The sequence below is a fragment of the Streptomyces sp. NPDC059994 genome, from assembly GCF_042737755.1.
Taxonomy (GTDB): domain Bacteria; phylum Actinomycetota; class Actinomycetes; order Streptomycetales; family Streptomycetaceae; genus Streptomyces.
This window is the reverse complement of record NZ_JBHWUR010000139.1, coordinates 5,579-17,994: the sequence shown is the minus strand read 5'-3', so window position 1 is coordinate 17,994 and position 12,416 is coordinate 5,579. Positions and strand designations below refer to the sequence as shown.

The 12,416-nt window shown below is 69.7% G+C and carries 9 protein-coding genes; 1 reads left to right on the top strand and 8 read right to left on the bottom strand.

The features are described 5' to 3' along the window. Positions 1-262 precede the first annotated feature (262 nt). The 5 genes from ACFWA7_RS36395 to nrdR all read right to left on the bottom strand — a co-directional run bounded on the left by ACFWA7_RS36395 (position 263) and on the right by nrdR (position 5,840). Positions 263-589 carry a helix-turn-helix transcriptional regulator gene (locus ACFWA7_RS36395; protein ID WP_274563088.1) on the bottom strand — a complete coding sequence of 109 codons (327 nt, stop codon included), beginning with the start codon at positions 587-589 and terminating at the stop codon, positions 263-265. Continuing rightward, positions 586-1,701 (bottom strand): tyrosine-type recombinase/integrase, encoded by a 1,116-nt coding sequence (locus tag ACFWA7_RS36390; RefSeq protein WP_385827358.1) that lies wholly within the window; start codon positions 1,699-1,701, stop codon positions 586-588. The genes ACFWA7_RS36395 and ACFWA7_RS36390 overlap by 4 nt, the downstream gene beginning before the upstream one ends. Before the next feature lie 109 nt (positions 1,702-1,810). Then, complete coding sequence (locus ACFWA7_RS36385; RefSeq protein WP_385827356.1) at positions 1,811-1,948, bottom strand: hypothetical protein; 138 nt, start codon at positions 1,946-1,948, stop codon at positions 1,811-1,813. Positions 1,949-2,281: 333 nt separating this feature from the next. Next, the gene (locus tag ACFWA7_RS36380) at positions 2,282-5,176 is read right to left on the bottom strand and encodes a vitamin B12-dependent ribonucleotide reductase (protein WP_385546463.1); all 2,895 of its coding nucleotides are present in this window, start codon (positions 5,174-5,176) and stop codon (positions 2,282-2,284) included. A 142-nt stretch (positions 5,177-5,318) separates the two neighbouring features. Further along, positions 5,319-5,840, bottom strand: coding sequence for a transcriptional regulator NrdR (nrdR, locus tag ACFWA7_RS36375; protein ID WP_385546466.1), 522 nt, complete (start codon positions 5,838-5,840; stop codon positions 5,319-5,321). A 624-nt stretch (positions 5,841-6,464) separates the two neighbouring features. Between nrdR and lexA the strand changes: the two genes are divergently transcribed. Continuing rightward, the gene (gene lexA / locus ACFWA7_RS36370) at positions 6,465-7,259 is read left to right on the top strand and encodes a transcriptional repressor LexA (protein ID WP_371655100.1); all 795 of its coding nucleotides are present in this window, start codon (positions 6,465-6,467) and stop codon (positions 7,257-7,259) included. Between the two features lie 165 nt (positions 7,260-7,424). On the opposite strand, the gene ACFWA7_RS36365 is transcribed toward lexA, so the two are convergent. The 3 genes from ACFWA7_RS36365 to ACFWA7_RS36355 are packed head-to-tail and all read right to left on the bottom strand — an operon-like array spanning position 7,425 to position 12,084. Then, on the bottom strand, positions 7,425-9,395 hold the full coding sequence (locus ACFWA7_RS36365; protein WP_385546469.1) for an ATP-dependent DNA helicase: 1,971 nt from the start codon (positions 9,393-9,395) through the stop codon (positions 7,425-7,427). Positions 9,396-9,432: 37 nt separating this feature from the next. Further along, positions 9,433-11,388, bottom strand: coding sequence for an IucA/IucC family protein (locus ACFWA7_RS36360; RefSeq protein ID WP_385827354.1), 1,956 nt, complete (start codon positions 11,386-11,388; stop codon positions 9,433-9,435). Between the two features lie 60 nt (positions 11,389-11,448). Continuing rightward, positions 11,449-12,084: a GNAT family N-acetyltransferase gene (locus ACFWA7_RS36355; protein ID WP_385546484.1), complete on the bottom strand. Its 636-nt coding sequence runs from the start codon at positions 12,082-12,084 to the stop codon at positions 11,449-11,451. Positions 12,085-12,416: the final 332 nt, after the last annotated feature.

The following is a 12,416-nucleotide window of genomic DNA, read 5'->3' as shown; positions in this document are numbered from 1 at the left end:
CGCACCCGCACACGCTCAGCCACGAGCCCATTGTGAACGCCAACCACCACTCAGCAATAGCATGTTGGGGCAAACGTTGCCTGATGCGGCACTAGGTGCTGGTCGAGGTCACGGAGCGAGATGCCCCGGGCGGCCCCTGCTTCGGTGACAGCCTGGAGGGCTTCCGCCTGGTGGAGTTCAGCCAGCGAAGCGGTCAGGGCAGTGATCACGCGATCCAAGGCGGCCTGCCGCAATTCAGCTCGCTCACGGTCTCGGGTGCCAGTCATAGTCCCTCGGGGCGGCGGATAGTGGTCCGACGGGCAGCCGGCAGCGGTCGGACCGGTGCATCATCCGCAGTTTTGCGGATCTCCTCGTTCACGACCTGGACCTCGATGAGGTCGCCGGGCTGGCAGTCGAGGATGTCGCAGAGCGCTGCGAGGGTGTCCATCGACAGCCTCTGCGGAGGCTGGGTGACCAGGCGGAAGACCTGTTCGCGGGAGAGGGTGATGCCTCGTTCGGCGAGCGGCCCGACCAAATCGGTGGTCTGGAACATCTGCCGTGTGGCCATGATCTGCCGCAAGTGCCAGCGGTAGCCCATCTTCTTGATCACGTCTCGTCGTCCTCCCAGAGCTCGGCGTGCCGTTCCTTCAACATCCGCTGGAGCAGCCGGTTGCGGTACTCGTCCGAGACGCCGGTGTAGATCGCGGTGGTGCTGGCGTAGGCGTGGCCGACCTGGTCCTGGACGAACCGCTCGGGGTAGCCGAACTCGACGAGGTGCGTGACGTAGCTGTGCCGGAGTCCGTGCAAGTCGAGTTCTTCGGGCAGGTCCGCCGCCTTTCGGGCGGTCTCGAAAGCTTCGTCCAGGCGGCGGGCGGACATTCGGCCGCGGCGTTCGGTGATCCAGAGCGCGGGGTGTTTTCCCGGGGTGAAGGCCGGGCGGACTTCTTCCAGGTACTGGTCGAGGAGGTCGGCGATCCAGTCCAGTTCGGGGACGGTCAAGACGGTGCGTCGTTTGGGCGGGCCGCCCTTGGACGCCTTTCCGTAACGGACGAACAGGCCACCGAACCGGCCGTACTGCGGCATCTTTGGGTTCCGCCGCAGGTCTGCCAGGTCGAGACCGCATGCTTCCTGGCGGCGCAGTCCGTAGGCGTAGACGGTCTTGAGGAGGATGGCGTCCCGAAGGGCGGCGAGGGATCCCTTGCGGCGCCGGGCCCGGATCTCGTCGACCCGTGCGTCGGCCGCATCGAACAGGGCCTGGACCTCGTCGTAGGTCAGTGGGCGTCGGCCGGCATCGCCCTCGTACTCACTGCTGTGGGTAACCGTGTTCCACTCATGCAGGATCTGCGCGGGTGCCTGACCGAACCGGTCCAGGCAGCGCAGCGGCCATCCGTAGCGTGCATCAGTGACGTACTCGCAGAACATCCGCAGGGCGTTCTGATAGTTCCGCCCGGTGGAGACGGCGAACTTCTTCCGCCGCGACCTCAAATGGTCGACGAACGCCTCGACCTCGGCGGACTCCCACTGCCAGGGATACTGGTTGGTGAACTCGGCGAACCTCCGCACCACCGACAGCCGCGGCTTGATCGTCCCGTCCTCGTCCAGGAAACGCGTCCTCTGCTGCCGGGCCCAGCCGTCCAGCATCGCCTCGAAGACGGCCGGCTCCGGTTCCAGATGCACGACCCCGTCGGCCAGCACCAAGTGCGCGGCGCCAGGCAGATCCACCCCTCGACTCACGATGCATCTAACGCAACATCGTTGAATTGGTTACGCCGATGCCCCTGACCAGCAGAAACGGGATGGCCGCCCGGGCGTAGGCCCGGGCGGCCAGGCGTCACTTCTTCTTGCTGGACTTCGTCTGCGACAGGGCACTGGCCGCCACGGACTTCTGCGCCGGGGTCGACTTCGGGTTGTTCAGCTGCTTGCTGGCCTTCGCAGCGACCTTCTTGCTGGTCTCACGCTTATTTGCCATGTCCATCATCCTTTGCTGGTTGTCGATTGCTTTTGCATCGCAGCCCAGGACGTGATGTCATGCAGGTCCTTACACGCACAGGACACCACGTTCCTGAGTGCAACGAACGCCCGGTCTCTCATGAGGCTGGGCGTTCGTCATTCCGGGAGCTAGCGCCACCGGAACGATCTTGTTGCGCTTGTTCAGCGCGGTGCGTGTTCTCCAGCCGCAGCTGCGAGGTAGCAGATACGCCAGGGAGGGGCGCCGACCAAGGGCCGACGCCCCTCCCTTTCAGAGATCACGCTTCGGGTTCAGCTACGTCGGGTGTTGCATCCGACGCAATTCCGCCCGGTATCAGCTGCAGCCGCTGGTCGAGCCGCAGCCCTCGCAGATGTAGCAGGAGCCGGCCCGCTGCATCTTCGTGCCGCAGGAGAAGCAGAGCGGCGCGTCGGCGCTGACGCCGAGCTGCATCTCGACGAGCTCGGCCGAGTTGTGCACGGCCTTCGGGGGCTCGACGACCGCAGGCTTGGGCGCGGCGACGGCCTTCAGCGTCTCCGTCTGGCGCGGCGCGGACTGGGCCAGGCCCTCGACGTCCATCTCCTCGTCGTCCAGGCTCGGCTCGTACGAACCGGTCTCCAGGTGGCGCTGGCGCTCCTCGGCGGAGTGGATGCCGAGCGCCGAGCGGGTCTCGAACGGCAGGAAGTCCAGCGCCAGGCGGCGGAAGATGTAGTCGACGATCGACTGCGCCATCCGCACGTCCGGGTCGTCCGTCATACCGGCCGGCTCGAAGCGCATGTTGGTGAACTTCGAGACGTACGTCTCCAGCGGAACGCCGTACTGCAGACCGACCGAGACGGCGATCGAGAAGGCGTCCATCATGCCCGCGAGGGTCGAGCCCTGCTTGGACATCTTCAGGAAGACCTCGCCCAGGCCGTCGTCCGGGTAGGAGTTGGCGGTCATGTAGCCCTCGGCGCCACCGACCGTGAAGGAGGTGGTGATGCCCGGACGGCCCTTGGGCAGGCGCTTGCGGACCGGGCGGTACTCGACGACCTTCTCGACGGCCTTGCGGATCTCGGCCTCGGTCTTCTCCGTGACCTCGGCCTTCTCCTTCTCCTTGGTCTTCGCGGAGAGGGGCTGGCCGACCTTGCAGTTGTCACGGTAGATCGCGAGCGCCTTGACGCCCATCTTCCACGCCTCGAAGTAGACCTCCTCGACGTCCTCGACGGTCGCCGTCTCCGGCAGGTTGACCGTCTTGGAGAGCGCGCCCGAGATCCACGGCTGGATGGCCGCCATCATGCGGACGTGGCCCATCGCGGAGATGGAGCGCTCGCCCATGGCGCAGTCGAAGACCTCGTAGTGCTCGGTCTTCAGACCGGGGGCGTCGATCACATTGCCGTTCTCGGCGATGTGGGCGACGACCGCCTCGATCTGCTCCGGCTGGTAGCCGAGGCGGCGCAGCGCCTGCGGCACCGTGCCGTTGACGATCTGCATCGAGCCGCCGCCGACCAGCTTCTTGAACTTGACCAGCGCGAGGTCGGGCTCCAGGCCGGTGGTGTCGCAGGACATCGCGAGACCGATGGTGCCGGTCGGGGCGATGACCGACGCCTGAGCGTTGCGGAAACCGTTCTTCTCGCCCAGGCGGACCACGTCCTGCCAGGCCTCCGTGGCGGCGGCCCAGATCGGCGAGTCCAGGTCGTCCATGCGCACGGCCGTCGTGTTGGCGTCGGCGTGCTGCTTCATGACGCGCCGGTGCGGCTCGGCGTTGCGGGCGTAGCCGTCGTACGCGCCGACGACCGCGGCCAGCTCGGCGGAGCGCTTGTACGAGGTGCCGGTCATCAGCGAGGTGATGGCACCGGCGAGCGCGCGGCCGCCGTCCGAGTCGTACGCGTGGCCGGTGGCCATCAGCAGGGCGCCGAGGTTGGCGTAGCCGATGCCCAGCTGGCGGTAGGCGCGGGTGTTCTCGCCGATCTTCTGGGTCGGGAAGTCCGCGAAGCAGATGGAGATGTCCATCGCCGTGATGACCAGCTCGACGACCTTGGCGAACCGCTCGACCTCGAAGGACTGGTGGCCCTCGCCGTCGTCCTTGAGGAACTTCATGAGGTTCAGCGAGGCGAGGTTGCAGGACGTGTTGTCCAGGTGCATGTACTCGCTGCAGGGGTTCGACCCGTTGATACGGCCGGACTCCGGGCAGGTGTGCCAGTGGTTGATGGTGTCGTCGTACTGGATGCCCGGGTCGGCGCAGGCCCACGCCGCCTCGGCCATCTTGCGGAAGAGCGACTTGGCGTCGACCTCTTCGATGACGTCACCGGTCATCCGGGCGCGCAGCCCGAACTTGCCGCCGGTCTCGACGGCCTTCATGAACTCGTCGTTCACCCGGACCGAGTTGTTGGCGTTCTGGTACTGGACGGACGTGATGTCGTCGCCGCCCAGGTCCATGTCGAAGCCCGCGTCGCGCAGCGCGCGGATCTTCTCCTCCTCCTTCACCTTGGTCTCGATGAAGTTCTCGATGTCGGGGTGGTCGACGTCGAGGATGACCATCTTGGCCGCGCGGCGGGTGGCGCCGCCCGACTTGATGGTTCCGGCGGAGGCGTCGGCACCGCGCATGAAGGAGACCGGGCCGGAGGCGTTGCCGCCGGAGGAGAGCAGCTCCTTGGAGGAGCGGATGCGGGAGAGGTTCAGGCCGGCGCCGGAGCCGCCCTTGAAGATCATGCCCTCTTCCTTGTACCAGTCGAGGATCGACTCCATGGAGTCGTCGACGGACAGGATGAAGCAGGCGGAGACCTGCTGGGGCTGCGGGGTGCCCACGTTGAACCACACGGGGCTGTTGAAGCTGAAGATCTGGTGCAGGAGGGCGTACGCCAGCTCGTGCTCGAAGATCTCGGCGTCCGCGGGCGAGGCGAAGTAGCTGTAGTCCTCGCCGGCCTTGCGGTAGGTCTTCACGATCCGGTCGATCAGCTGCTTCAGACCGGTCTCGCGCTGCGGGGTGCCGACGGCCCCGCGGAAGTACTTGCTGGTGACGATGTTGACCGCGTTCACCGACCAGAAGTCGGGGAACTCGACGCCACGCTGCTCGAAGTTGATCGAGCCGTCGCGCCAGTTGGTCATGACGACGTCACGACGCGCCCAGGTCACCTCGTCGTACGGATGCACGCCGGGGGTGGTGTGGATGCGCTCGATACGCAGGCCCTTGCTCGTCTTGGAACCCTTGGTGCGGGATCCACGTGCCGGGCCGCTCGTCGTCTCTGTCATGCCGCCTCCCATACGCGGGCGAAAACGCCCAAAAGTGCCCGAATGTTCCCGTGGCACGGTGTGTGTCTGGTGCCCCGGGCGCCACACAGAGCGCCCGTGACAGGTCCTGGATTGCCGCCGATCGGCGACCGGAGTCCGCCGGTCAGTCGACAGCGGTGGCGGGCACGGGGACCTCGGGGGCCACTCCGGCCACGCGCGCGTCCGCGTCGTCCGCGGGAGGCCGTTGTTCGCGGAGTTCCGCGATGGCGGCCTCGAAGTCTTCAAGGGTGTCGAATGCCCGGTACACGGACGCGAAGCGCAGGTACGCGACGAGGTCGAGCTCCTGCAACGGGCCGAGTATGGCCAGACCCACGTCATGGGTGGTCAGCTCGGCGCTGCCGGTGGCGCGCACCGCCTCCTCGACCCGCTGGCCGAGCTTGGCGAGGGCGTCCTCGGTGACCGGCCGCCCCTGGCACGCCTTGCGGACGCCAGAGATGACCTTGCTGCGAGAGAAGGGCTCAGTGACGCCCGACCGCTTGACCACCATCAGCGAGGCCGTCTCCACCGTCGTGAAACGACGGGAGCAGTCGGGGCACTGACGGCGCCTGCGGATCGACGTGCCGTCGTCGGTGGTCCGACTGTCGACGACACGGCTGTCGGGGTGCCTGCAGAAGGGGCAGTGCATGAATCCCAACCCTCCTTCGCAGCACGACTGAATAGCCTCGTCAGGCCCGGACAGGCCCCGCGAAGCAGCCACCAGCATAGGCGATGGCCGCGGTCCGGAGGACCAACGACCACAACTCCTGGGTGGCGGCGCCAATCCAACCACTAGATCTGGGGTTTTGCCGCCAACTGCCCACTACCGCGTGTCGCGGAGTGGTAGCGCAGGGAACCGCGCCGAGGGGCTCGATTCCGGCCCGTGTCCGGGCGGGCCCGGAGGGCGACGAACGACCGGCGGAACACCGGATCGGGGACGGCGGGGCGGGCGCGCCCGCCCCCGTTTCCGGGCGACCGGATGGCAGACTGGGAGCCCGGTACCGGCCATCGCGTCGCGGTCGTACGTACGCACGGTCCGGCGGCTGTCGGCGACGCTCCCGGGCGGCACCTTCGGGCTCCGGCCCCGGCGGTGAAGGGTACCGTAATCGACCGAATTGCCTGCCGGCCGGCCCCGGCAAGGGTGCCCGCATACACCCGGCTCCATCATCACGTCACGCTTTCTGCGATTTTTCACTCGAACGTGTGTTTGGCGCAACCTTTCGAAAGCAACTACCGTTGTCCAGCTAGGGAGACCATTTCGAGAGGGGCCGACGTGACCACCACCGCAGACAGTGCCACCATCACTGCCCAGGACCGCTCCCAGACCCGACTTGAGCCGGTGCATGCCATGAATGACGCAGTCACGAACCAGGAGGGCGGCGACCCAGCGCGGGCCACACGCTCGCTGCCCGGCCGACCTCCGGGCATCAGGGCGGACAGCTCCGGTCTCACCGACCGGCAGCGGCGGGTCATCGAGGTCATCCGCGACTCCGTCCAGCGCCGGGGGTACCCGCCGTCGATGCGGGAGATCGGCCAGGCGGTGGGTCTCTCCAGCACGTCGTCCGTCGCCCACCAGCTCATGGCCCTGGAGCGCAAGGGCTTCCTCCGCCGCGACCCCCACCGACCCCGGGCATACGAGGTGCGCGGTTCGGACCAGCCGAGCAGCCAGCCGACCGACACCACCGGCAAGCCCGCGGCCTCCTATGTGCCGCTGGTCGGCCGGATCGCCGCCGGTGGCCCCATCCTCGCCGAGGAGTCGGTCGAGGACGTCTTCCCGCTGCCCCGCCAGCTGGTCGGCGACGGCGAGCTCTTCGTCCTGAAGGTCGTCGGAGACTCGATGATCGAGGCCGCGATCTGCGACGGCGACTGGGTCACCGTGCGCCGCCAGCCGGTCGCGGAGAACGGCGACATCGTCGCGGCGATGCTGGACGGCGAAGCCACGGTGAAGCGGTTCAAGCGCGAGGACAACCACATCTGGCTGCTCCCGCACAACTCCGCGTACCAGCCCATCCCCGGCGACGAGGCGACCATCCTCGGCAAGGTGGTGGCGGTACTGCGGCGGGTCTGACCGACCCGCCGACCAGGACCGGCCCCGGGACCCCCTGCGCCGGTCCCGGGGCCCTGTTATGTCCGGGTGCCACTCGAAGTTATGTCCGGGTGCCACTCGAAGCGCCGGCGGGCAGCGTCGCTGCCCGTCATGGCGCCCGGGCCTACTTCACCGCCGGAGGGACGGCTACTTCCCGTCCGCCTTGGCGACCGCGTCGATCGCGGAGAGCGAGCGGCGCACCTGATTGCGGTCCGTGGTGTACCAGAAGTCCGGCAGCGAGGCCCGCAGATAGCTGCCGTAGCGCGCATTGGCCAGCCTGGGGTCGAGCACGGCGACGACGCCCCGGTCCCCCGTCGCCCGCACCAGACGGCCCGCGCCCTGGGCCATCAGCAGCGCGGCATGGGTCGCGGCCACCGCCATGAAGCCATTGCCGCCGCCCTCCTCCACCGCCTTCTGGCGGGCGCTCATCAGCGGGTCGTCGGGCCGGGGGAACGGGATCCGGTCCATGACCACCAGCTGGCAGCTCGCGCCCGGCACGTCCACGCCCTGCCAGAGGGAGAGCGTGCCGAACAGACAGGTCTCCGGGTCGCCCGAGAACGTCTTGATCAGCTCGCCCAGCGTGTCCTCGCCCTGGAGCAGGATCGGCTTGTCCAGCCTGCCGCGCAGCTCCTCGGCGGCGGCCTGGGCGGCCCGCATCGACGAGAACAGGCCCAGCGTCCGGCCCCCGGCCGCCTCGACCAGCTCCGCCAGCTCGTCCATCATGTCGCCGCGCGAGCCCTCACGGCCCGGGGTGGCCAGATGCCGGGCGACGTAGAGGATGCCCTGCTTGGGGTAGTCGAAGGGCGAGCCGACGTCGATGCCCTTCCACTGCGGGACGTCCTCGCCCTCGGTGCCCTCCGGCGCGAGGCCCAGCGAGGCGCCGACCCCGTTGAAGTCACCGCCGAGCTTGAGCGTGGCCGAGGTGAGCACCACCGATCTGTCGGCGAAGAGCTTCTCCCGCAGCAGCCCCGACACGGAGAGCGGGGCGACCCGCAGGGAGGCGCCGAAGCGGTCGTGCCGCTCGTACCAGACGACGTCGTACTCGGACCCGTTGGAGATCCGCTCGGCCACGCCGTGGACGCTCTCGACCGCCGCGAGAGCCTGCTTGCGCACCGCGTCCTCGTCCTGGACGGACTTGTCGCGGGTGGAGCCGAGCGCCGAGATCACCGTACGAGCCGCGTCGCGCAGCGCCATCAGGGCGTACCCGAGGTCCTCCGGGACCTCCTCCAGACGGCCGGGCAGCGCCAGCTCCATCAGCCGCTCGAAGCCCTCGGCGGCGGTCTGGAGCTGGTCGGCCGCCTTCTCGTTGACGAGCTTGGCGGCCCGTCGCACGGCTCGGTTGACCTGCCCCGGGGTGAGCTCGCCGGTGGCGACTCCGGTGACCCGGGAGACCAGCTCGTGCGCCTCGTCGACGATCAGCACTTCGTGCTGCGGGAGCACCGGGGCGCCCTCGATGGCGTCGATGGCGAGCAGGGCGTGGTTGGTGACCACGACATCCGAGAGCTTGGCGCGCTCGCGGGCCATCTCCGCGAAGCACTCCGCCCCGTACGCGCACTTCGAGGCGCCCAGGCACTCCCGGGAGGAGACGGACACCTGGCCCCAGGCACGGTCCGAGACGCCGGGCGTCAGGTCGTCCCGGTCGCCCGTCTCGGTCTCGTCGGCCCAGTCCCGCATCCGCAGCAGGTCCTGCCCGAGCTTGCTGGTGGGCGCGGCCGCCTCGAACTGGTCGAAGAGACCCTCCTCCTCTTCCTGCGGCACGCCCTCGTGGAGGCGGTGCAGACAGAGGTAGTTCGAGCGCCCCTTGAGCATGGCGAACTCCGGGCGGCGGCGCAGCTGCGGGTGCAGCGCGTCGACCGTACGCGGAAGGTCGCGCTCCACGAGCTGCCGCTGGAGCGCCAGGGTCGCGGTGGCCACCACGACGCGCTCGCCGTGCGCCAGCGCCGGCACCAGATAGCCCAGGGACTTTCCGGTGCCGGTGCCGGCCTGGACCAGCAGGTGGGAACCGCCGTCGATGGCGTCGGCGACGGCCGTGGCCATGGTGACCTGGCCGGGGCGCTCCAGACCGCCGACGGCGGAGACGGCGGCGTGCAGGAGCTCGGGGAGAGATGGCTTCGTCATAGCCCGTCCACCCTACGGGGCACCACTGACAATCCGATCACGTCGGCGGTGCGAGCGGGTTCGGGACGGTGCCCGCGACGGCCGCGTGCGGGCGCTTGGGGCGGTCCCGGTAGCCGTCCAGGTGCAGCCGGTTCCGGTTCAGACAGAGCCGTTCGATACGCGGCGTGAGCAGGTCGAACGTCTCGTAGCGCTCCTTGAGCTCCGGGAACCGCGCCTGGTGGCGCAGGATCTCGTCGCGCACCAGCGCCCAGAAGTCGCACTCCGGAACGTCCAGTTGCTCCTCGCACAGCGGCGCGAGATAGCGGAACACGCCGACGAAAAGACCGGAGTGGATGAACTGGGTGAGAAAGGAGGGCGGCTCGGTCAGCAGGACTTCCCGTACGTCTTCGGGCATCGAGTCGTGCTCGGGCAGCGGTTCCGCACTGATGTTGACGTCGTCCACGAAGTCCTTGATCGCCAGGCGTACGGGCACGTCGCGGTCGTCGAAGACGACGATGGCGTTCTCGCCGTGCGGCGAGAAGACCGTCCCGTAGCGGTAGAGGAACCGCAGCAGCGGCGGTAACAGCGCACCGAACAGGCGGCGCAGCCAGACGTGGGGGGCGAGGCCCGAGCGGGCGACGAGCTCGGCGGTGAAGGCACGTCCCTGCGGATCGGTGTGGAGCAGCGCGGCCAGGGTACGCGCGCGTTCGCCCACCGCGAGGCGGGTCTGCAGCGGCTCGCGCCAGATCGCCCCGAGCAGCTCTTTGTACTGGTACGGAACCTCGGCGAGGCGGTCGTACAGCGGGTGCTCGACCGCCACGGAGGCCACCTCTCCGAGCAGGATCACCCCGCATTCGTCGCGCAGGAACGGATCGGCGTCGCGCAGGGCGTGGACCCAGGCCGTGACGGCCGGGGCGGCGAGGGTGCGCTCCGTCGGCAGCCCCCGCCAGACCAGCGTGTTCAGGATCGACAGCGGCAGCTTCACGGTGTGCCGGTCGGGGCGCGAGGTGTTGACGAAGGTCCGGATGGACTGCTGCGGCAGCCGGAGGTCGGCGTCGCCCGGCAGCGGGACGATCGCGCCGTCGGCGACGGCCGGGGCGAAGAGCGGCAGCACCACCTCGTCCCACTGCCACGGGTGCACGGGCAGGTAGAGGTAGTCGTCCGGGGCGAGACCACGCGCGCGTAGCGCGGCGGCGAAGCCCTCGCGGACCGCCGGGTCGAGCTCCCGGGTGTAGAGCCGGTCGGGCGTGGCGAGCGCGCCGACGCCCCGGTAGCGGGCGAGGTCGGTGCGGACCGCGATCCAGGGCAGCCGGTCGGGTCTGCGGGCCTCGGGGGCCCACCGGGCGGCGTCGACGGCCGAGAACCCGAGCCGCCCCTTGTTCAGGACGAGCCAGGGGTGCCCGGTCTGGTGGCCTTCCAGCTCCGCGTACCCGAGCTCCGCGAGGTGGGCGGCGGGCAGCGCGGTGTGGTCGAGGCGGGTGTCGGCGGCGAGCGTGGCCGTGAGCTCGCCGACGAGGTGGCCGAAGGTGGCGCCGTCGAGCCCGAGCGTGCGGCGGGCTCGCATTAGGAAGGCGAGCGGGTCGGTGAAGGGCCGCCCGCCATGGCTGACGGAGTCGGCGTCGACGAGCCAGTCGTCGTACGCGCCGCGCCGGGCCCGGAAGGAGAGGGCGGAGCCGTCGTCCAGGGGCTGGGTGTAGTGGGCGCGGGGGCGGCGGGAGGTGCCGTGATCGGCGTCGTGCGGGGAACCGTGGGAGGCGTCGTCGCGCCCCGGGCTGTCTTGCGGTCGGAGGTCCTCGCTGCCGCCGTCCCGCTGCGGGACCGGCTCGGTGATCCCTTCGTACGCGAAGGCCCCGAGCATCTTGGCGAGCAGCCGGCGGGCCGCACGGTCCCAGGCTTCGCGGTTCAGCTCGGGCGGCGCGAGCAGTGTGGGCGGCGCTGGTGGTGTGGACGGCTCAGGCGGTGTGGGCGGCTCCTCCCGTTCGTCGGAATCATCGGGGACAAGCGGATTCGGCAAGGCGACTCCTCGGGGTGGAACCGATGCGGTTCGAGCGGTGTATGGAGGGCAGCGGGTGGTTCACAGCAGGTTCCTGAGCGCGCGATCACGAACCATGAGGGCGGCCCGCTTGTCGGGAAGGTCGACTTCCGCGGAGAACCGGAAGCCGGCGCTAAGAAAGGCGGAGACGGAGGGGGTGTTGCGCAGATCGGGTTCAGCGACCACACGGGGGCATTGCGGCCGGTTGTCGAGGACGAGATCGGCGACGGCCCGGAGCAGCGCGGTCCCGACCCCGCGCCCGCGGTCGGCGACACCGCCGATGAGGAGGTGGATACCGGTGTCGTGCGGACGCGCCGGATAGTGCCGGGCCAGCGGGTCGAGATCGGCCCGGTAGACCTCCCAGTAGCTCATGGGGGCGCCATCCAGCAGGCCGAGGCACGGCACGCTCCGTCCGTCGCCGTCGAGTTGGGGGCGGAGATGGGCCGCCGTGACCGACTCGGGGCCGGCCAGCTCCCAGAAGGCGGCCACGGCGGGGTCGTTCATCCAGGTACTCAGAAGGCAGAGGTCACGTTCGACGCGAGCGGGTACGAGCTGGAAGACGCCGACGGGTGTGGTGACCGGTCCCCATGCCCCGGGGCAGTCGAGCAGGTCGTCCCCTCCGGGGTGGGAGACGAGGTGGGACGCGATGCGGGATGCGCCGACGGGTTGAGAGGCGATGCGGGACGCGCCGATCGGGCCGTACGAGTGGGTGGTGCGGGGGGCCGCGTCGGAGCGGTCGGCCCCGGGCTGGAGAGGTGACGGGGTGCGGACGCCCGCTTCCACACCCACCGTCGCGGGCTCGGCCACGTCGGGGCCGGGGGTTCCCCAGCCCGGGGCTCCGGGATCGGGGGGCCAGGAGCCGAGGCTCCGGGAGTCCGGGACGCCGCGGCCGAGGGTCGCGGAGCCCGGCACACCGCGGCCGAGGGTCGCGGAGCCCGGCACACCGCGGCCGAGGGTCGCGGAGCCCGGCACACCGCGGCCGAGGGTCGCGGAGCCCGGCACACCGCGGC

Coding starts and splice junctions, on each gene's coding strand:
- ACFWA7_RS36385 (WP_385827356.1), bottom strand. CDS start 1,948: ATGGCAAATAAGCGTGAGACCAGCAAGAAGGTCGCTGCGAAGGCCAGC.
- nrdR (WP_385546466.1), bottom strand. CDS start 5,840: ATGCACTGCCCCTTCTGCAGGCACCCCGACAGCCGTGTCGTCGACAGT.
- ACFWA7_RS36380 (WP_385546463.1), bottom strand. CDS start 5,176: ATGACAGAGACGACGAGCGGCCCGGCACGTGGATCCCGCACCAAGGGT.
- ACFWA7_RS36365 (WP_385546469.1), bottom strand. CDS start 9,395: ATGACGAAGCCATCTCTCCCCGAGCTCCTGCACGCCGCCGTCTCCGCC.